The sequence below is a fragment of the Seohaeicola sp. 4SK31 genome, assembly GCF_028802875.1.
GTDB lineage: Bacteria > Pseudomonadota > Alphaproteobacteria > Rhodobacterales > Rhodobacteraceae > Seohaeicola.
Genome location: NZ_JARAMP010000007.1, coordinates 1 through 19,735 on the forward strand (window position 1 = coordinate 1; position 19,735 = coordinate 19,735).

Below are 19,735 nucleotides of genomic sequence, written 5' to 3' on the forward strand. Positions count from 1 at the left end.
GCCGATGCGGAATGTCGTCTATGAACGGTTCGACTATGGCGGGGTTCTGGCGGCCCGGCAGGACCGTCGCCGCACCTTCGGATTCATCAGCCTGCTTCTGGGCCTGACCGCGCTGATCGCGGTGGTCACGCGCGGGCTGGTTTGACGGGAGGAAACGCAATCACGGTGACCGCCGCGTGGAAAGAGCCACGCGAAGCTGCGTGATGGCTGTGTCACAGCCCCCAGGCGCTCAAAGCCAGGGCGCTGGAGGCGGCCGAGACTGCAAGACCTGCGATAAGCCACCAACTGAAGATCCGATCGGCATCGCGATCTGATCGGATTTGCAGGGTGTTGAGTTTCTCGAAGAGGCGCTCGAAATCCGGCATCGCAAACTCCGTTTCATAAAGGTGTTGAGCAGGTGGGCACGCAGGAGGCTCACCCGGGGCGTTCCGGAGGGTCAAAGCCCCATGGACTGCAACGCCATGGGGTTTGGTTGTCCGATCACCTGTCGGAAATTGACAAAGCCCCCTGTCCGATGTGGCGCGAATATCGGGCAGGAGAGCTTTGCCAGCTGCGGGGTCAAAAATCCGGCGAAATGTGGTTGCCTGTAACTCGCTACACGGATCACTTTAGCCAGCCGGGGGCTGGGGGCGATACCGTCGGAAACTACTTACGCGGTAGATTTGTCATGACCGTCTGTGCCTGCGTCCGTGTGATCCGGGCCGCGCTGACGATCCACGGCGGGGGAGGCTTTCGGTTCCGGGGATGTGCCCGCTTGCCGAACGGGTCAGGCGCGACTGGTCCCGACCGACCACGGAACGATCCGCGATCTGTCCGGTTGAAGGAGACAGAAGTGGAGAGAGAACATGACGGAAGACAAACAATCGACCAAGGCGTTGCGCAAGAAGAACAACGTGATTGATCAGCGCCAGCAGCAGATCGACCCGGCGGGTCATCACCGCGTTGATCCCAACGAGGCCGCCAGACGGTCGCAGAAGCAGCCGGGACAGGATCTGACGGATCCGCATCGGGTGCTTGCGTCCTCGGACGACCCCAAGCGGGACACAAGCAAGCTGGATCAGCCGGGACGCCGCGAGAATGCCCAAGGGGAACATGCCGGTTCGGCACATGCGCCTGAGGCCTTCGACAGCAAGAACCCGGAGAAGCAGGGTGTCGGCGTCAAGGAACAGGGGTCCGAGCGCAAGAAGCCCGCGCAGGACGGATAGGTTGACGCTACAGGATTGCGTGATCGTGGGCGGCGGCCCCGCCGGGCTGACGGCGGCGCTGTATCTGGCGCGGTTCCTGCGGCGCGTCACGGTGTTTGACGGGGGGGACGGGCGGGCGCGCACGATTCCGCGAACGCATAACCAGCCTGCCTTTCCCGACGGAATCCCGGGGCCGGATCTGCTTGATGCGATGCGCGCCCATGCGCTGGCCTATGGGGCCCGGATCGAGACGGGGCTCGTCGCCCGCATCGAGGCATGGGAGGGCGCTTTCCGGATCACGACGGACCGGCAGATCGTTGTCGCGCGCAGCGTGATCCTGGCCATGGGGGTTTTCAACCATCGCCCGCCCCTGTCGCGCCGGGACCATGATCGGGGTCTGGCCGGGGGATTGATCCGCTATTGTCCCGTCTGCGATGCCTATGAGGTGCGTGACCAAAGGATTGCGGTCCTGGGGCAGGGTGTTCACGGATCTGACGAGGCGCGGTTCATCGCCACCTATTCCCGCAGAGTCATGTTGATCCCGCCAGCGGGTGTGCATGTCGTCGCGCAGGGCAAGATACCCACGCCGGAGGCGCCCATGCGCTGTGTCACGCTGGAAGAGGCGGAGGTAGTCGTCACGCTGGAGAACGATGAGCACCATCGCTTCGACACGCTCTATGTGGCATTGGGCACGACTCCGCGCACGGATCTGGCCAGCCAGCTTGGACTGCGGCTGACACCGGGCGGGTATGTCGTGACTGACGCAAGGCAGAGATGCAGCCTTGACGGGATATATGCCATCGGTGATCTGACCGAGGGGCTGGACCAGATCGCCGTGGCGATGGGGCAGGGGGCGCAGGGAGCGATGGCGGTTCACAATGATTTGGGCTGACGCCTGAGCACTGGGATAAGTGCGGATCATCCCTTGGGGTGCAGATGGTTGGAAGGCGCGCCGAAGCGCGCCGTCCTGTGACCTTAGAGGTCTTTGGTCGCTTCGCAGATCTCGTCCATCTGTTCGGCTGTCACGTCCAGGACGGGCATTGCGCCATCGGTCGTCGTGCCGGTGGTCGCGCCAGTGCTGCCGGTGGCCGTGCTGTCCGTGGTCGTGGCCGTGCTGCCGGTCGTGCTGTCGGTGGTCGCGGTGGAGGTGCCGCCGCTGCCGGTTGCGCTGCCAGTCGTGGTCCCGGTGGTGGACCCGGTTGTGGTGCTTGCACTGTCGGACGACTTGGCGTGCATTTCGCAATCGCGGCGGATCATGTCCTTGTCTTCGTCAGACAGGGTTGCCCACTGGTTTGCGATCTCGGACGCGTCGCGGACCTTGGTGCCCTCATCGGTGAACAGGGCCGGACGGAGGGTTTCCGACCAGTCGCTGCCATAGGTGCCGGCACCCGAACCCGCGCCGGTTGTCGCGGCTGTCGTCTGGGCGAAGGCCGGAATCGCGGCCAGTTGGGTGGCGAGTGTCAGGATGATGAACGTGCGTTTCATGTTGGTCTCCAGATTGGTGTGAGGGGTCTTGGGCTGTGGGTGCGACGGTTGCGCGACCCACGGTGAGACAATGGCAACCTGCGTCCTTCGTTCCGGCTCGGCGCGGCCCGGGGCGGGGTCTGTCGGCGGGATACTGCCACTTGCCTGTCAGGCGCCCTGCGTAATGGGGGTATCTGTCAGAGCGGCTGGTTGGCGTTGGTCCGCCGTTCCCCGTCACGGGCCTGCCATGACGGGGCTGAGGGCTGATCCGGCGGTCAGTCCTGTTTGTGCTGCAGGAAGAAGCGGACCATCTCGCGCGAGGCGTCGGGGCCCTTGGGATCCGTATAGCTGCCGCTGGACTGCCCGCCGGACCATGCGTGGCCCGCGCCGTCGATTTCCCAGTGCTCGGCCTTGCTGTTGCCGTTGGGCAGAGAATGGCGGGTCAAGCGATAGTTGCGCCCGCCTTCGGAGACACCGTCAAGCCTGGCGCGCTTGGTTCCGGGGCGGGGGCCAAGGCTTTGGGCGATGACCGCATCCCCATTGCTGGGATGGACCGTGCTGTCTGCAAGGCCGTGAAACACGATGGCGGGAATGGATTTGCCCAAGGCCGACCCCTCGGCACCGCTGCGCATCGCGCTGAAGGCAGAGGGCATGTCGCGTGCCGCGCCGACCGGCAGGCCGGAATGCACGCCGATGGCCGCGAACACTTCGGGGTAGGCCGCGCCCATGATGGCGGCGATGGCACCGCCTGCGGACAGGCCTGCGATATAGATGCGGGCCGGATCGACCTCATGGCTGGCCAGAATGTCGGTGACGATTCCGGCGATCACGCCGGGTTCGCCCCGGTCGCGCACCTGATCCTCGGGGCGAAACCAGTTCCAGCATTTCTGCATGTTGGCCCCGTTGGTCTGGGCCGGCCAGGCGATGAGGACGCCGAATTCCTCGGCCAGCTGGTTCATGCCGGTGCCGTTGGCGAAATCCTCGGGCGATTGGGTGCAGCCGTGCATCATCACGATCAGCGGAACCGGCCCCGCGGGCAAAATGGCCGGCACATAGAGGCGATAGTCGCGGCTGCCCTGTGCGGAACTGTGGGTCAGAGACAGGAATTGAGCATCCTGGGGCAGATCCGTCGCGGCTGGGGTGCGGGAGTGTGGGTTCGCCATCCCCGCCGCCGCGATGTCGCGCAGCGTCGCGCCAAGCCGCTTGCGTGCACGGCGCGTTGCGGTTGCGACCGGAGAGGCTTTCAGCGCGGCGACAGGTTCATCAAGGCGGGTGAAGCTGCCTTCGATCGCGTCATCGCCGGTGCCTGCCGTGTCGGCAGCGGGAGCCGGCGCGCCCTTGAGCAGACTCTGGATCAGGGCGGTCGCCTCGTCCAGTTTGCCGGCACGCGTGAGATCGGTGGCCCGGGACATGCCGCGGGCGAATGAATGTTTCATGGGTCTCTTTCAGAGTTGAAGATCAGATGAGGCGATCAGCCAGTGCGGTCTTGACCGCCTCGCTGGCCTGGAGTGTGCCCAGAACGGACAGGGATGAAATCGTGTCGCGGGCCAGATCCGCCGTCACATCCGGCGCGATCACGGCCAGACCCAGAATACGGATGTCCAGCATCTCCTGAGCGGTTTGCGCCGCCAGAAGTTCGTCGCGCGTGATATGGCGCAGACCAAGATCCACGCTGCGGCGGATGACGATCTGGCGCACCGTTTCGGCGTGGCGGTCGATCTGGTTGCGGATGGCCGTGCGGATGAAGTCGCTGCGGTTGGAATAGAACCCTTCGCGCACCAGAAGTTCGATCTGGCCAAGGTCAACGAAGCCGAGGTTGATGGTGATCTTTTCGGAGTCGGGTGTTTTCGGCGCGGGGGGCGGTGTTTGGGCCAAGGGAGATCCTCCATAGACCATCTGTATGGATGGTATATGGATGTTTGAAACCCGATCACAAGGGCCAATGCTACGGACAGGGGCCATCGCCCCTGTCCAGCGCGTCATTGTCAGGCGATGAAGGCGGCTTCCCGCTCCCAGAAGCGTCCTCCTTTGCATCCGGTCAGGAAATCGCTGGTCGATGCATCATCGGACAACATGTGGAAGCCGTCATCCTGAGCCTCGGACAGGCCGCAGGCCGCGAGAAGCGGTGCCGCACTGTCGGACAGGCCAAGGTGTTTGCAATGGACATAGGCGTCCTGCAGGAAGGCTATGGCGGCGGGCGAGGCGGTCAGGCTGTCATCGCCCGGCAGGACGGCGATGGCATCAAAGAGGACGGAAGGTGCGCCGCCGATCTGGTCTGTCACGGGGTGCAGATTGTCCTTGCTGCAGATCGCCCCGCCGATCCTTGGCGCGATCACCCGCAGCAGGCCACCCGCGGCCGTAACGGCCTCTTCCAGTGCCTTGAGCAAGCCACCGTCAAAGCCGTCGCTGATCATGACGCCCAGATTCCGGCCCTTGAAGTCACCGGGAGGGTTCATCTGGATGCTGAGCGCCGCCGACGCCTGCAATTCCATCATCGTGGGGCGCGCGGCGGGGGCGGGTTCGGGCATGATGCTTATGCCGAGGCGGTCCGCCGCATCCTGCGCCAGCCATTCGTCGATGTTCATCAGATGCGCGACCATGCGGACCCGGATGTCGGCTTCGTGGCATTTCGACAGTTCAAAGACGAGGGCCGACAGCAGGTGGTCCTGTTCGGACGGTGTCTGGCTGATGTAGAATTGCCGCGCCTGACTGTAGTGGTCTGCGAAACTTTCGGGCCGCAGGCGCATCTTGGGACCGATGACCGGGGCCTTGTAGCTGACATAGCCTTCCAGCGGATGGGCGCGCGGGCCTTCACCCCAACCGTTCGGTTCATAATTGACGCGGCCTTTGCGCGCGGCGGTCTGCATATGGCCGTCCTGCTGGAAATTGGACACCGGGCAGCCCTTGGGCGCGTTGATCGGCAGCTTGGTGAAGTTGGGGCTGCCCAGACGCTTCAGCTGCGTGTCGAGATAGGAAAAATTCCGGCCCTGCAACAAGGGGTCATCGGTGAAGTCGATGCCGGGGATGACATTGCCGGTGCAGAAGGCGACCTGTTCGGTTTCCGCAAAGAAGTTGTCCACGGCGCGGTCAAGCCGCATGGTGCCGACGATCTGGACGGGGCAGTCCTCTTCGGGGATGAGCTTTGTCGGGTCCAGCACGTCAAAGGCGAAGTCATCGGCAAATTGCTGATCGAACAGTTGCACGCCCAGATCCCATTCCGGGAAGTCGCCCCGGTCGATGGCATCCCACAGGTCGCGCCTGTGGCGGTCCGGGTCTGCGCCGTTGCTTTTGACAGCTTCGTCCCAAAGCACCGATTGCAGCCCCATCTTGGGTTTCCAGTGGAACTTTACGAAGGTGGAGGCGCCGTCGGCGTCCACGAAGCGGAAGGTATGCACGCCGAACCCTTCCATTGTGGTGAAGGAGCGCGGGATCGTGCGATCGGACATCTGCCACATGACCATGTGCATCGCCTCGGGCGTCAGCGAGATGAAGTCCCAGAAATTGTCATGCGCCGATTGCGCCTGCGGAAAGTCGCGGTCAGGGGCGGGTTTGACGGCATGGACCAGATCGGGAAACTTGATCGCGTCCTGAATGAAGAACACCGGGATGTTATTGCCCACAAGATCCCAGTTGCCGGCATCTGTGTAGAACTTGACGGCAAATCCGCGCACGTCGCGCGCCAAATCGGGCGAGCCCTTGCTGCCGGCCACGGTCGAGAAGCGGACGAAAACCTCGGTCTCTTTGCCAGCGGCGGCGAAAGGGGCCGCCTGTGTGACATCGGCAAGGGCGCGCGAGCAGGTGAAGGTGCCATGGGCACCATAGCCGCGGGCATGCACGACGCGTTCGGGAATCCGCTCGTGGTCGAAGTGAAAGATCTTCTCCCGCAGGGCGAAATCTTCCAGCAGGGTCGGGCCGGGGGCGCCGGGGCGCAGGGAATTCTGGTTGTCCGCGATCACGACGCCTTGCGCGGTGGTCAGACGCTCGTCCCCTTCGGCGGCGTGCTGGTGGATCTCGCCGCCCGCCCCGGTGGCCGAGGTCAGGGCCGTGATGTCGGTGCCTTGTTGTTTCGGGGGTGTCATGTGCAAATCCTTCTGGCGCAGATTGGTTGTTGTCTGGCGATGATGTGACAACACCGGCCTCTTGCTGGCGTTCCAAGACGTCTCGTCGCGTCGGGGGCCTGTGGGGCGTGAAGCGGGAAACCGCCCAGCCGGGGGCACCGGCCGCGCCATTCTTGGCCGCTTGCGGATAAAACGCCGCCCTGCCGGGCGGTGCAGGGGAACGATTTGCCTGCGTCAGGGTTGAGTCGCTGAACATTCCCACAACAGGAAGGCAAGCGTGCCATGGGCATCATCTGGACCATCATCATCGGCTTTCTGGCCGGGGTCATCGCAAAATTCATCACGCCGGGGGACAACAAGCCCTCGGGTTTCATCCTGACGACCATCCTTGGCGTGATCGGCGCCTTCGTGGCCACTTACCTTGGGCAGGGCCTTGGGTGGTATGGGCCGGGAGAGGGGGCCGGGCTGATCGGTGCTGCGGTCGGCGCGATCATCGTCCTGATGGTCTGGGGCTTCATGCAACGGCGCGGTTGAGCTGAATTCAACCCTCGCAATATCGGAGAGATACAATGTCGAAATCCACGCCTTCCCTTCTGGCCCTGCTGGGTCTTGTGGCCGTCGCAGGCTATCAGAACCGGGGTTGCCTCAGCGATATGCTGGACGATGCCCGTCAGAACACCGGGTCCCCCGCACCCAACACCCCTGAACGGGACGGGTTTCTGACCGAGATCGTCGGGCTTTTTCAGGGCGGCAGCCCTGATGGCAGCAGCGGGGAGTCGGTTCTTTCGCGCGGGCTTGGTGATCTTGTTGGCCGATTCCGGGATGCCGGACGCGGGGAGATGGCAGAAAGCTGGGTCTCGACGCAGGCCAACCGGCCGATGAATGTCGCGGAGCTGGAGGATGCTCTGGGGCATGAGACTCTGGACGATCTGGGCCGGAAGACCGGTCTGTCGCGCGAGGAGCTGCTGCTGCGGCTGAACGTGGCTTTGCCCGAAGTCGTCAATCGCTTCACCCCGCAAGGTCGGCTGCCGACTGGTGACGAGATGCACGGGCTGACCTGAGACATGCTTTGTCGTCGGGGTCCACGATCCCGCGACACCAACCTGAAAAGGAACTTCACCATGACAGATGATGCAAAGATGACCGCCGACTTCTGGTCCCACCTCCGGTCGGACCGGACGGTCATGCTGGGGCTGGAGGACACCGCCCCGACAAGCCTGCGTCCGATGACGGTGCAGATGGACGGGGATGCGGACCATGGTCCGATCTGGTTCTTCACCTCGACCGACGCCGACCTTGTGACGCAAGCCAGGGACGAGGATCTGGCGATCTTCACCTTTGTGTCGAAAGGTCACGACATCTTTGCCACGGTGCACGGCCATATGACCCGCGTGACGGACCCTGCGGTCATCGACCGGCTTTGGAATCCGACTGTCGCGGCATGGTACAAGGACGGCAAGGATGATCCGACCCTTGCCTTGTTGCGCTTCGATCCTGTCCGCGCCGAGATCTGGCGCGACGGGTCCAGTCTTCTGGCAGGATTGAAACTGATCTTCGGCGGGGACCCGCAAGCCGATGCGCGGGACAATGTCGCGAAGGTGGCCTTGTCCTGACCCGGCAAGGTGCGGGGGCCACGGCCCTCGTGCCTGCCATTCAGACTGAAGGAGGACAAAATGGACCGTTTGAGTATTTTTCTGACCCTGGCCGTAGGGGCCATGGTGACAGGCAGCCTTGTGACCCTTGTGCTGGCGCTTGGCTGGTATTCCTGGACAGCGATCGCCGTGGCCGCCGTGATCGGTGTGCTGCTGACATGGCCGATCAGCTATCTCATCTCGCGCCGGATCAAACGGCAGGACCCGGACTGGGACGCCAAGAAGATCGACCGAGTGGACGGGGTGATCCCTGACCCGTCCGCGCCCGAGGTCTGAGCGAAACGAACACTGACCGGAAACTTTGACCCGCCTGATGGCGGATGCGTTGCAGGGCGGAGGCGCTGCGGCGGTTCAAGCCGTATCGGCGGGACTGCGCGACAAACTGGTCGTCCTGACCGCTTTCACGTGCTGAGTGATTGCTTGGCTGTCCGGCGGCCTTCGGGATCTGGTCCTACTGCCGATCCGAAGCAACTGGACAACCGGGTCATCATGCAAGGCACTGCAGAGATGAGGGACGATACTTTGCAGCGCCTCGACGTCGCAATCAGACCCGGTCGCCCAGTTGCCTGGACGTGGCGACATACAGGGACATGCCGTCAGGTGATACTAATCCGTCGGATCCGCCACAGGTAGCACCGGAAACTACCTAGGCCGCACGCCCCCCCGCGCATCCCGCGCGCCGTGCACCCTGCGCGTCCACTCTTGCGCACACGGGGGACGGATCACACGGTCATCCCAGCCTGATCGTCAGGGTGCGGGATGTGGCCGTGGGGCGCAGGATCAGTTTGCCATCCACAGGGGCCAGCGCCAGACCGTCCAGCGTGGCAGAGACGATCCCGTGACCCGTCCCGGCGCTGTTGTCGATGGTGATGGCAAGTGGGCCGTCCGGCAGTCGGATCACGGCCTTGACGGTTGGCCAGGCCTTCGGAAAGCTGGGGTTCAGGATGATGTCCGGCCCGGCGCGGGTCAGGCCGACAAGCCCCTCGATCCCGGCACGATACATCCATGCGGCGGACCCTGTGTACCAGCTCCAGCCGCCGCGTCCCACATGGGGGGCGGTGGAATAGACATCCGCCGCGACGACATAGGGTTCCACCTTGTAGATCGCAGCATCCGCCGGGGTCAGTGCGTGATGGACCGGGTTCAGCATCGCGAACAGATTCCCCGCCGCGTCGCCGTCGCCCAGCCCTGCAAAGGCAAGGATCGCCCACATGGCGGCATGGCTGTATTGCCCGCCATTCTCGCGCAGGCCGGGCGGATAGCTTTTGATGTAGCCGGGTTGCTGGTCCGACGTGTCGAAGGGTGGCGTGAAGAGCAGGGCTAGGCCGGGGTCGGGGCGGATCAGGTGCTGCGCCATCGAGGTCATGGCCTGCTTTGCGCGTGCCGGATCGGCCGCGCCTGACAAAACGGACCAGGATTGTGCGATACTGTCGATACGGCATTCGGTGGATTGGGCCGAGCCCAGCAGCGTGCCGTCATCATAGGTGCCGCGCCGATACCATGCGCCGTCCCAGCCGTCGCGTTCGATGGCGGCGGCGAGGTCCGCGCGGTGACGCCGCCACAGGGTTGCGCGTGCGGGATCGCGGACATCGGCCAGAGGGGCCATCGCGTCCAGCGTGGCGATCAGCAGCCAGCCCAGCCAGACCGAGGTGCCGCGCCCGTCTTCGCCCACGCGGTTCATGCCGTCGTTCCAGTCGCCTGTGCCGATCAGCGGCATGCCGTTGGCCCCGGTCAGGCTGATCGCCTGATCCAGACCGCGGGCGCAATGCTCGAACAGCGATGCCGTGAAAGGCGTCACATCCGGCGTGCCGAAATCGTCATGCGCGCCCGGCAGCAGGGCCGGTGCGTCAAGAAAGGGGATCTGTTCATCAAGAACGGCGGTATCTGCGGTCACGCTGATATATTGCGCGACGGCGAAGCCCAGCCAGACGCGGTCATCCGAGATACGGGTGCGCACGCCTTGGCCGGAATGGGGCAGCCACCAATGCTGCACATCGCCTTCGGGGAATTGCCGGGATGCGGCACGCAGCAGATGGGCGCGGGTCATGGCGGGCCTGAGGGCGGCCAGCGCCATCCCGTCCTGCAACTGGTCGCGAAAGCCATAGGCGCCGCTGGCCTGATAGAAGCCCGCACGCGCCCAGACGCGACAGGCGAGCGTTTGATAGAGAAGCCAGCCGTTCACCATGATGTCCATGGCCCGGTCGGGTGTCTGGATCTGGACCGCGCCCAGCAGATCGTCCCAATGGTCCTTGACGCCTTGCAGCGTGACCTCTGGATCGGCGGACCGGTGCCGCTGGATCAGGGCGCGGGCGGCCTCCTCGGACCGGGTCTGGCCCAGCAGGGCGACAAGTTCGACCGTCTCGCCGGGGGCGAGGGTCACCACCCTTTGCAGGGCGGCGCAGGGGTCCAGTGCCGGGCCCGTGCGGCCTGACAGGGGGGCGGCCCCAATTCCTGCCGGGTCGGCCATGCTGCCGCCCAGACCCAGCACCTCGGTCCGGTCGGCGCTGTGACTGGTGAGATCCGCGCCCAGATCGGCAAAGGCAATGCGGCCCGCAAAGGCGGTGGCATAGGGGTTGCGCGCCATGATCGCGCCGGTGACCGGGTCACAATGGGTGATGACATGGCGCAGGCTTGCCCCGCGCGCTGCGCCCAGCACCCATTCGGCATAGGCGGTCACCGACAGGCGGCGGGTCTTGGCCGTGTTGTTGCGCAAGGTCAGGCGCGAGATGCGGACGGGATCATCCAGTGGCACGAACTGCACCAGCGTCGCGGCGATGCCATGGGCGCTGTGGTCGAACCGGCTGTAGCCAAAGCCGTGGCGCGCCACATAGAGACCGGAGTCGCGGATCGGCAGGGCGGTCGGGGTCCATGTCTGGCCGCTGTCCAGATCATGTATCCAGAACGCCTCGCCCGCCGGATCGGTGACGGGATCGTTCGACCAAGGGGTCAACTGGTTCTCGCGGCTGTTTTCGGACCAGACATGGCCGCTGCCCAAGGCCGAGACCTGAAAGCCGAAACCCGGGTTGGCGATGACATTGATCCATGGTGCGGGCGTGGTCTGGCCCGCGCGCAGCACGATGACATATTCGCGGCCCTGTGCGTCGAAGCCGCCGGTGCCGTTGAAGAATTCCAGCGATGCGGTGTCGAAGGGCTCTGCGGCTGGGGCGGGTCTTGCCTGTTCCGGTGCAGGCGGGGTCTGCACAGGGGCAACAGGTACCGGCAGGGCGTCGATCTGCTGTGCGATGCGGCCGCGACTGCCCATCAAGACGACGCTGGCCACGGCAAGCAACATGGCCTTGGCCTCGGGGAGGATCAGATCGCTGCGCAGCACATGAATCTTGCCGACCGCAGCGCTGCCGGGCAGATCGGGTCTTGGCCGTGACCCGGCGGATCGCACGGCGGTTTCGATCAGGTTTTGCAGATCCTGCACATAGGAGGCGGCGCGGTCGTTCAGAATGACCACATCGAAGGCCATCTGGCGCATCCGCAGATATTCATGGGCGGCCAGCACTTCATGCAGGCGCGGGATGTCCTCGACATCGTCGATCCGGAACAGAAGGATCGGCAGATCACCCGAGATCCCGTGGGGCCAGAGGGCCGATTGCGCGGCCGCGCCGGCGCGGATCACCGCGTCCGGTGAGCGCAGCCGCCTGTCGGCCCGGATCAGCATGCCGCCCAGACGCTGGAAGTCAGCCGCATCGGCGCGGGTGATGCCGAGGTGACGCAAGGCGACCTGCGCATGGGTCCATGACAGGGTGACGGCGCGGCCAAAGGCCGAGGGGTCGCGGTGGCGGTCCACCAGATCCAGAAGCGTGGCGGGATCATCCGCGATCATGGTCCAGAAGGTGACGCGGACCTGGCCGCCTGCGGGGACCTGCACCGTGCGACGGATCGAGAAGACGGGATCAAGCACTGTGCCCGTGCCTTGCGACAGGGATCGCCCTGCAAGGGCGGCCTGCATGACGGTATTGCCCTGACCCAGACAGCGGGCGCGGTCCGTCTCGAACTGGACGGGGGCGGTTTCCTTGCCCTCGACCACCGCGATATGGGCGGCCCAGACTTCGGGATCGGATGGGGCGCGGCGGCGGCGGGTGGCGATCAGGACGCCCAGTTCGGGAAGCACATCGGTGACGACAAAGAGTTTCGAGAAGGCCGGATGCGCCACATCGGCCGCCATGGGGCCAAGGACCAGTTCGGCGTAAGAGGTCAACTCGATCTCGCGCGGGCGGCGGCCGCTGTTGGTCAGCGTGACGCGCCGGGCTTCGGCATCGTCTTCGGCAGAGACGACGACTTCGGTCAGGGTCGTCAGCGAGGCGGCCTTATGCGTGAAGACGGCCTGATGTTCGCTGAACACGGCCTCGTGCCGGTCTGCCTCGACGCGGGTCGGTTGCAGGGCAGAGGACCAGACTGCGCCCGTTGCCCGGTCGCGCAGGGTAATGAAGGCCCCATATTGGGGTGTCGTGGGATCGTCGCGCCAGCGGGTCACGGCAAGGCCGCGCCAATGGCTGTATCCGGCCCCTGTCGGGGTCAGCATGACGCCATAGTCGCCGTTGGACAGGACATGGGCCGTGGGCACGGCTGTTGCGGGGCTTGGGAATTGCCGAACGACAGGGGCTGAGTCCGGCTCACGGACCGGCATCGCCCCCTCTTCGGCGCGGGGCGGGGACTGGGTGACATCACGGGGCACACGTTCCTGCAAGAGCAGGTCAACCGCCATGATCATGGGTTCCGCGTGAAAACGCGCGCGCAGGCGGCCCTGCTGCACGGCATTGGCGATGGCGGTGATGGTCATCCCCTGATGATGGGCCATGTAGCTGCGCACGATGGCGAAGGCCGTCCCGGCGGGCAGGCGCGATGCGGTGAAATCCAGCGCCTCGTAGAAGCCGAAGCTGCCCTGGGCCCCCAGCGCAGCCATGCGCGCGAAGTTCTGCTGTGCTGCGGCGGGGTCCACCATGGCGGCCAAAGCGGTGGCATAGGGGGCGATCACGCGGCTTTCGCTGAGTCCGCGTTTCAGGCCCAGACCGGGCACACCGAAATTCGAGTACTGATAGGCCATTTCCAGATCACGGGCATTGTAGCCGGATTCCGAGATGCCCCATGGAATGCCGAGGTCGTCCCCATGGGCCTGTTGCCGCCGCACGATCCAGCGGTTCGTCTCGGCAAGGACCGAGCCTTCGGGGGCGCGCATGACCAGTGACGGCATGAGATATTCGAACATGCTGCCCGACCACGAGATCAGCGCCGATCCGGCCCCCATGGGCGTGGCCGCCCGGCCCAGACGGAACCAGTGGCGCGTGTCCACATCGCCTTTGGCAATGGCAAACAGGCTGGCCAGCCGCGCCTCTGAGGCCAGCAGGTCATAGCGGCTGGCGTCAAGGCGGTTGGTGGCGACCGAAAAGCCGATGGACAGGAGTTTCTGATCCCGGTCGAGCAGGAAGTCGAAATCCATCGCATTGGCCAGCCCGCGGGACAGGTCCTCGACAGCGGCAAGACGTGGGCCAAGGGACAGGTCGCGATCCGCTGCATGACCGGCCAGACAGGCATGTGCGGCGGCGATCCAGAAAGTGACCTCGGTCTGCGGGGACGCGGTATCGGCCTCAGCCATGCGGGCCTGAACGAGGGTGGGCGTGCTCAATGCCAGCAACCGGTCAAGCGGGGCGGCGGCCTTTGCGGCCTCGGACAGGTCCTTTAAGCGTGCAGCCAGTTCCCTGTCCGGGGACCGGGTTTCCTCCAGCGCCCGTTGCGCCAGTGTCAGCGTATCCAACAGACCTGCGCGCCAGTCGGCTTCGGCCGGGGAGGTGCGCCGCCATTCGGCACAGGCCTGCGCGACGGCGATCAGATGGCCAGCCAGATTGCCGCTGTCCACGGTCGAGATATAGGCAGGTTCCAGCACGCGCAGGTCATCGGTCGCATGCCAGTTGTGCAGATGGCCCCGGAAACGCGGCATCCGCTGGATCGTGGACAGGGTCCGTTCCAGACGGGAGGTGGCTTCGGCCCGGCCGATCCAGCCCATGTCATGCGCGGCCACTGTGGCCAGCAGATAGAGGCCGATATTCGTGGGCGAGGTGCGGCGCGCCAGCAAGGGTTGCGGGGTTTCCTGAAAGTTGTCGGGGGGCAGGTCATTTTCGTCCCGGGTCACGAACGTCTCGAAATAGCGCCACGTGCGGCGCGCGATCAGGCGCAGATCCTGACTGACGGGCGCGGTCAGCAGCGCGGTCTGGGGCGGTGGGCGCCTGCGGCTGACACGAAAGGCGATCAGGGGGCTTAACAGCCAGAGCAGCGCGAAAGGCCCGGCCAAAGGCGCAGCGGGCGGATTGAGCGCGATTGCCGCAGCCGCAACCGCAACGCCAAGGGTCACGCCGCCCATCATCTCGCGGTAATGCCGCAAGGCACCGGGTTGGCGACGCTGGGCCATCTGGGCCGCGGTCACCCATTCCAGCAGGTTGCGCCGCGACACGGCCAATCGCCAGCCGGTCCGCACAATGGCGTCCGCCATGCGCAGCGCGGCGTCAGGCAACAACGTCAAGTCCAGCGCGATGCGCAGAAGGGCAATCCGGGTATCAGCGGCAAGGGCGGCGATATGGCTGTGCGCGGTGATCCCCGCCCGCCCCGGCAGCAGCAGAAAGGGCAGGGGCAGCAGATAGGGAAGGGCTAGCAGGGCAACCATCATGACGGTCCAGATCGCGGCACCGGGCAGGGGCAGGAGCCAGCCTGCGGCCAGCGCGATCAGCGTCAGCGGCGCGGTCAGGGATCGGCGCAGGTTGTCGATCATCTTCCAGCGACCCAGCGCGGTGATCGGCGCCAGCGCCGCCCCCTTGCGGGGCAGCAGCCATGGCAGAAGCTGCCAGTCGCCCCGCACCCAACGGTGCTGGCGCTTTGCGATGATGTCATGGCGGGCGGGGAACTCCTCGACCACCTCGATATCCGACACGAGGGCCGCGCGGGCAAGGTTGCCTTCGAACAGGTCATGGCTGAGCATCGTGTTCTCGGGCACGCGACCGGCCAGCACGGCTTCGAAGGCATCCACGTCATAGATGCCCTTGCCGGTGAAAGAACCTTCTGCAAACAGATCCTGATACACATCCGAGATGGCCGCGGCATAGACGTCGATCCCGCCATGGCTGGCGTTGATCTGCTGGTAGAGCGAGCCTGCCGCCCCGACCGGCAAAGCAGGCGTCACACGCGGTTGCAGGATGCCATAGCCCCGCGTGACACGGCCGATGTCATGATCGACATGTGGCGCGTTGAGGGGATGCGCCAGTTTGCCGATCAATCGTCTGACGGTGTCACGCAAAAGCCGCGTATCGGCATCCAGCGTGATGACGAAGCGCACGTCCTGCGGCACGGTGCAGGGCGGAATGAAGCTGGTATCCGTGGCCCCGCGCAGCAGGCGGTTCAGCTCGGTCAGCTTGCCGCGCTTGCGTTCCCAGCCCATCCAGCGCCCCATCGCGGAATTCCACTGACGCCGACGGTGCAGGAACAGGAACCTGTCGCCGCCGGGAGAGGGATACGTGGCATTGAGCCGGGCAATGGCGCGGGTCGCCTGGGCGATCAGGGCGTCATCCTGCGGCCGGGTTTCCGTATCGGAATCCGGCATGTCCGACAGAAGCGCATAGTGCAAGGCCCCGTCCGTGCTGGACAGGTGATGCACCTCAAGCCGTTCGATGCAGGCAGCCAGATCGTCGGGGCTGTCCAGAAGCACGGGCATCGCCACCAGCGACCGCAACCCGGGGGGGATGCCAGCGGCGAGATCCAGCCCCGGCAGGCGTCGGGGGGGCACTGTGCGGGTCACCAGCAGATTGACCAGCGCGGAGGCAGCCTCGAAGGCCGGACCGATCCCCGCAAGGAACAACAGCAGCAGCAGCGGGCCTTGCACCCCTGCCTGAGCGAGCGCGAGCCCCAGAAGGGCCAGCGACAGGGTGCAGATGGCCAGCAGATATCCCCGCAGCCCCATCCGCCCGACGTGGCGTCGCAGCCGTAGCGCCAGCCCCGGACGATAGCCGATCCGGGCCTCGAACGCGCCGCGCCCCGCCCCGATCAGCGCGTGGCCGGGGTCACGCAGGGCGGGCGGGCCATCCACGTCGGCAAAGGTCAGCGCGGCATCGGCGACGGCCACTTCGGACAGATCCGCGCCGCGGGAGAGGGATTCGATCGCGGTGCGGTAAAGATTGCGGCTTGCGAAGTCCATCGCGCCGAAATCCGACCCCGCGCGCATCCTTTCATCGACGAGACTGACCTCCTCGAAGAAGTCAGGCCAGTCCATCTCGGTGATCAGGCGCATGCTGGTGACGATGTTGCGCATCGTGACGTTGGAGGCTCCCTGCCGCAACTGCGCGTGATGGACCACATCGTCCATGGTCAGGTTCTGCTGCGTCAGGCGTGCTTGCAGCCAATCCAGCAGGGGCGTGTCATTGCGGTCGAAACCCCGCAGTCGCTGGGCGATGCGCGCGGCAAAGATTTCGGGAAGAGGGGCATGTTCGAAAGCGGCCACGGCATCGGCCAGCACGCGCAAGCCGCGTTCGGAGGAGGGAGGGACATCCCCCGCCGGTCCGGGGGACAAGAGGCGGTCTACCAGATCATCGGCGTCCTTTCGGACCCGTTGCGCGGCGGTGATCTGTTCGGCCAGCCGTCGCATGTTCTCGATCAGCACGATACGAATGGTGATGGCCACGGCCCACAATTCGCCGATGGTCAGCGGATCGACGGTTTGATAGGCGCGCACGAAACGGGTCAGAACCTTACCGTTCAGCAGGCTGTCCGTATGGGCGACATAGGCCCAGGCCATGCCCAGCACGCGCGGATATCCTGCGAAGGGGCCTGCGGCCAGTTTGGGAAGCTGCCGGTAGTATCCGGGCGGAAGATCGCGCGCGATCTGTTCCAACTGGCGTTCGACCAGATGGTAGTTGTCCAGCAACCATTCGGTTGCGGGTGAGACGGTCTGCCCCGATTGCAGCGCCTTGGTGCAGCAGCGATAGGCCGACAGAAGTTCGGCGGCGTTGTCCTGCACCCTTGCGTGCAGGGGAAACACGCGCAGGGTGCGGTCGGTCACGGGTTGGGCTTTGGCCAGCGATATGGCGTGATGTTCCAGGCGTTCGGTGCCGAACAATTCGGCCCGGATCACCGTGCGATCATGCCACAAAGCGGCGGATTGCGCCCTTGTGCCACGCGGCAGCAGACGACCGAGGCCGGCGCGAAGGCCAGCGGTCGCCGCGCGCCGCGGCGATGGATCGCTCACTCGTTTGACGACAGATTACGGTCGCCGCCTGCGATCTCGGGGGGCATGGTTTCGGCCAGTTTCCGGTCACCGGCCTTGTACACGCGGCCCTTGGTATCGAGTCGGTCGATGGTGCGCGGCCCGGTCGTGCAATCGTTGCGCAGGCGCTTGGTCATGGCCACCCACTTGTCGGAAATTTGATCCCATTCCATGAAAACGTCCTTTCTGGACACGCGACCGCCATGCGCGGTGCGCTGCTAGTCCCTGAATAACTGTTGATGAGCGACAGTCGTTCCCTTGGGTGAGGGACAATCACGCAGCGGTGGCGGAGTGCGTCCATTCAGGCCCCGGAATCGCCGGACGTTGGCGTGCGGCGTGCGGTTCACCAAGGAAAACCGGAACGAATAGCGCGGTCGGCTGTTTCACTTGGACTGGGTGAGCAGGCGATCGGATGTCGAGAAGCCCCTCAACCCTGGAGGATTTTACCATGAACAAGCTGCTTTCAACCACCGCACTCGTGCTGGCGCTGGGGTTGCCGACCCTGCTTTCTGCGCAGACCGCCACACCTGCAGCGACCGACGCAACGACCTCGGCGCAGACCGAGACCGAGATGTCCGGCTTTCTGGCGGCGCGCGGCGACTCGGACCTTTATGTATCGGAACTGATCGGTGAGCAGGTCTATGCCCGCCGCACGCCGGGGGACGCCGACGCCCCTGCCGCCGCTGATGGAACCATGATGATGATGAAATCCGCCGATCTGGAGGAAATGGACAATATCGGCGAGATCAACGAGATCATCCTGACCAGCGAAGGCGAGGTCCGGGCCATTGTCATCGGTATCGGCGGATTCCTTGGGATGGGTGATCAGGACGTGGCCGTGACGATGGATCAGGTCACCTTTGCACATGATGCGGACGATCAGGCGGAGATGTATGTCGTCGTCAATACCGGTGCGGACACGCTCAAGCAGTCGCCTGCCTTTGATCGTCAAGCGGCGGTGACCGGCGGCGATACGCAAGCGGCACCCGCCGCGACCGGCAGCGGCGACACGGCGCAGACCAAGACCGATGCCGAGGAGCGGACCCGCTTCACAGCCCCCGATATGGCGCGTGACGGTTACAATCGCGTGGAAATGACGCAGGTTTCAACCGAGATGCTGACGGGAAAGACAGTCTACAGCCCGGATGAGCAGGATGTTGGCACGGTCGAGGACATGATCGTCGATGATGCCGGGAAGATCACCGCCGTCATCATTGATTTCGGAGGCTTTCTTGGGCTGGGTGCCAGTCAGGCGGCGCTTGGATTTGACGAACTGACCGTTCTGACGAATGAAGGGGACACGGATGTGCGCGTCTATGTCAATGCCACCAAGAAGGAAATTCAGGCGTTGCCGCAATATGAAGCGGCCAAGTAACGCGACCTGATCGCGCCGTGGTCCGGCGTGACTGTTCCGGTCATCCTGCGTGATGATCGGGACAACCGCCAGAAAAAACAGGCCGCACACCATAGGTGTGCGGCCTGTTTCGTTGTGTCGTGCAATGGCCCTGCCGGGTGGGCCAGCGGGCCTCTGCCAACGTCAGGGACAAGGCGGCGCGCCCTGTCCGGCACAGGATCAGCCCGCGTGGTGGGGCATCGCCTTGAGCCTGTCCTTTGTCGTGTCCAGATGGACGCGCAGATCCGTCCCGTTCGTTTCACGCAGAAAAGTCAGGTCGCTGAACGGCATCTGGACCGCATGCGCGCCCATGCCGAGGAAACCGCCGACGTCGATCACCGCATCGGTGATCTTGCCATCGGTGCCGACCTTCAGCGCGCTGATGGTGCCGATGGTTTCGTCGTCGCGGCCATAGACAGTGGCGCTTTCGACATCCGCCGTTGTCAGGTCATGCGGCAATGCGCGGTCATATCCGTTGCGGACGAAACCGTAGGCGCCGCCACCCGCGGCTGCGGGATGGTTGTATGTGTCATGTGTCATGTGATGTCCTTTGTCCCGGGTCACGGGATGGCTGGTCGCAGGGTCCCCCTGCCAGGGTGTGACCGGTCCGATGCCATCGGTCCCGCCACCCCTGCCAAGGCGCAGGGCGGGACGTCCGAAACGATCCCGGTCACATGAAAACAACGCAAGTCATCCCGCATCGTTCCTGTCGGACTGGCCCTGCGCGGTGA

General features: G+C 64.9%; 15 protein-coding genes. 7 read left to right on the forward strand and 8 right to left on the reverse strand.

The genetic code is table 11. From position 1 onward, the window contains the following. Positions 1-212: 212 nt before the first annotated feature. Positions 213-365 carry a hypothetical protein gene (locus PVW27_RS07345; protein WP_274556459.1) on the reverse strand — a complete coding sequence of 51 codons (153 nt, stop codon included), beginning with the start codon at positions 363-365 and terminating at the stop codon, positions 213-215. Between the two features lie 480 nt (positions 366-845). Between PVW27_RS07345 and PVW27_RS07350 the strand changes: the two genes are divergently transcribed. Both PVW27_RS07350 and PVW27_RS07355 read left to right on the forward strand, forming a co-directional pair. After that, complete coding sequence (locus PVW27_RS07350) at positions 846-1,205, forward strand: hypothetical protein (protein ID WP_274556461.1); 360 nt, start codon at positions 846-848, stop codon at positions 1,203-1,205. Between the two features lies 1 nt (position 1,206). Next, positions 1,207-2,076: an NAD(P)/FAD-dependent oxidoreductase gene (locus PVW27_RS07355; RefSeq protein ID WP_274556463.1), complete on the forward strand. Its 870-nt coding sequence runs from the start codon at positions 1,207-1,209 to the stop codon at positions 2,074-2,076. Positions 2,077-2,159: 83 nt separating this feature from the next. Here the strand turns inward: PVW27_RS07355 and PVW27_RS07360 are convergent, their stop codons facing one another. The 4 genes from PVW27_RS07360 to PVW27_RS07375 form a co-directional block, all read right to left on the reverse strand. Then, positions 2,160-2,669 (reverse strand): hypothetical protein, encoded by a 510-nt coding sequence (locus PVW27_RS07360; RefSeq protein WP_274556464.1) that lies wholly within the window; start codon positions 2,667-2,669, stop codon positions 2,160-2,162. A gap of 254 nt (positions 2,670-2,923) precedes the next feature. Beyond that, positions 2,924-4,084 (reverse strand): extracellular catalytic domain type 1 short-chain-length polyhydroxyalkanoate depolymerase, encoded by a 1,161-nt coding sequence (locus tag PVW27_RS07365; protein WP_274556466.1) that lies wholly within the window; start codon positions 4,082-4,084, stop codon positions 2,924-2,926. Between the two features lie 22 nt (positions 4,085-4,106). Beyond that, entirely contained in the window at positions 4,107-4,523 is a 417-nt protein-coding gene (locus PVW27_RS07370) for a CopG family transcriptional regulator (RefSeq protein ID WP_274556468.1), read from the reverse strand. A gap of 110 nt (positions 4,524-4,633) precedes the next feature. Next, complete coding sequence (locus PVW27_RS07375; RefSeq protein ID WP_274556469.1) at positions 4,634-6,727, reverse strand: catalase; 2,094 nt, start codon at positions 6,725-6,727, stop codon at positions 4,634-4,636. 261 nt (positions 6,728-6,988) lie between these two features. On the opposite strand from PVW27_RS07375, the gene PVW27_RS07380 reads away from it, so the two are divergent. Genes PVW27_RS07380 through PVW27_RS07395 form a run of 4 tightly spaced genes read left to right on the forward strand, consistent with a single transcriptional unit; the run spans position 6,989 to position 8,634 of the window. Continuing rightward, positions 6,989-7,240 (forward strand): GlsB/YeaQ/YmgE family stress response membrane protein, encoded by a 252-nt coding sequence (locus tag PVW27_RS07380; protein ID WP_274556471.1) that lies wholly within the window; start codon positions 6,989-6,991, stop codon positions 7,238-7,240. A gap of 35 nt (positions 7,241-7,275) precedes the next feature. Continuing rightward, on the forward strand, positions 7,276-7,767 hold the full coding sequence (locus PVW27_RS07385; protein ID WP_274556473.1) for a YidB family protein: 492 nt from the start codon (positions 7,276-7,278) through the stop codon (positions 7,765-7,767). Between the two features lie 60 nt (positions 7,768-7,827). Further along, positions 7,828-8,319, forward strand: coding sequence for a pyridoxamine 5'-phosphate oxidase family protein (locus PVW27_RS07390; RefSeq protein WP_274556475.1), 492 nt, complete (start codon positions 7,828-7,830; stop codon positions 8,317-8,319). 60 nt (positions 8,320-8,379) lie between these two features. Next, the gene (locus PVW27_RS07395; RefSeq protein ID WP_274556477.1) at positions 8,380-8,634 is read left to right on the forward strand and encodes a hypothetical protein; all 255 of its coding nucleotides are present in this window, start codon (positions 8,380-8,382) and stop codon (positions 8,632-8,634) included. Positions 8,635-9,088: 454 nt separating this feature from the next. On the opposite strand, the gene PVW27_RS07400 is transcribed toward PVW27_RS07395, so the two are convergent. Next, positions 9,089-17,593: a GH36-type glycosyl hydrolase domain-containing protein gene (locus PVW27_RS07400; RefSeq protein WP_274556479.1), complete on the reverse strand. Its 8,505-nt coding sequence runs from the start codon at positions 17,591-17,593 to the stop codon at positions 9,089-9,091. Further along, positions 17,590-17,784 carry a hypothetical protein gene (locus PVW27_RS07405; protein WP_274556480.1) on the reverse strand — a complete coding sequence of 65 codons (195 nt, stop codon included), beginning with the start codon at positions 17,782-17,784 and terminating at the stop codon, positions 17,590-17,592. Before PVW27_RS07405 ends, PVW27_RS07400 begins: the two co-directional genes overlap by 4 nt. Before the next feature lie 275 nt (positions 17,785-18,059). Here PVW27_RS07405 and PVW27_RS07410 point away from each other — a divergent pair, with 275 nt between their 5' ends. Further along, the gene (locus tag PVW27_RS07410; RefSeq protein WP_274556481.1) at positions 18,060-18,986 is read left to right on the forward strand and encodes a PRC-barrel domain-containing protein; all 927 of its coding nucleotides are present in this window, start codon (positions 18,060-18,062) and stop codon (positions 18,984-18,986) included. 198 nt (positions 18,987-19,184) lie between these two features. On the opposite strand, the gene PVW27_RS07415 is transcribed toward PVW27_RS07410, so the two are convergent. Then, a complete protein-coding gene (locus tag PVW27_RS07415; RefSeq protein ID WP_274556482.1) occupies positions 19,185-19,544 on the reverse strand; it encodes a PRC-barrel domain-containing protein in 360 nt (119 codons plus the stop codon). Positions 19,545-19,735: the final 191 nt, after the last annotated feature.

Coding starts and splice junctions, on each gene's coding strand:
- PVW27_RS07345 (WP_274556459.1), bottom strand. CDS start 365: ATGCCGGATTTCGAGCGCCTCTTCGAGAAACTCAACACCCTGCAAATC.
- PVW27_RS07350 (WP_274556461.1), top strand. CDS start 846: ATGACGGAAGACAAACAATCGACCAAGGCGTTGCGCAAGAAGAACAAC.
- PVW27_RS07360 (WP_274556464.1), bottom strand. CDS start 2,669: ATGAAACGCACGTTCATCATCCTGACACTCGCCACCCAACTGGCCGCG.
- PVW27_RS07365 (WP_274556466.1), bottom strand. CDS start 4,084: ATGAAACATTCATTCGCCCGCGGCATGTCCCGGGCCACCGATCTCACG.
- PVW27_RS07375 (WP_274556469.1), bottom strand. CDS start 6,727: ATGACACCCCCGAAACAACAAGGCACCGACATCACGGCCCTGACCTCG.
- PVW27_RS07380 (WP_274556471.1), top strand. CDS start 6,989: ATGGGCATCATCTGGACCATCATCATCGGCTTTCTGGCCGGGGTCATC.
- PVW27_RS07385 (WP_274556473.1), top strand. CDS start 7,276: ATGTCGAAATCCACGCCTTCCCTTCTGGCCCTGCTGGGTCTTGTGGCC.
- PVW27_RS07390 (WP_274556475.1), top strand. CDS start 7,828: ATGACAGATGATGCAAAGATGACCGCCGACTTCTGGTCCCACCTCCGG.
- PVW27_RS07395 (WP_274556477.1), top strand. CDS start 8,380: ATGGACCGTTTGAGTATTTTTCTGACCCTGGCCGTAGGGGCCATGGTG.
- PVW27_RS07405 (WP_274556480.1), bottom strand. CDS start 17,784: ATGGAATGGGATCAAATTTCCGACAAGTGGGTGGCCATGACCAAGCGC.
- PVW27_RS07410 (WP_274556481.1), top strand. CDS start 18,060: ATGAACAAGCTGCTTTCAACCACCGCACTCGTGCTGGCGCTGGGGTTG.
- PVW27_RS07415 (WP_274556482.1), bottom strand. CDS start 19,544: ATGACACATGACACATACAACCATCCCGCAGCCGCGGGTGGCGGCGCC.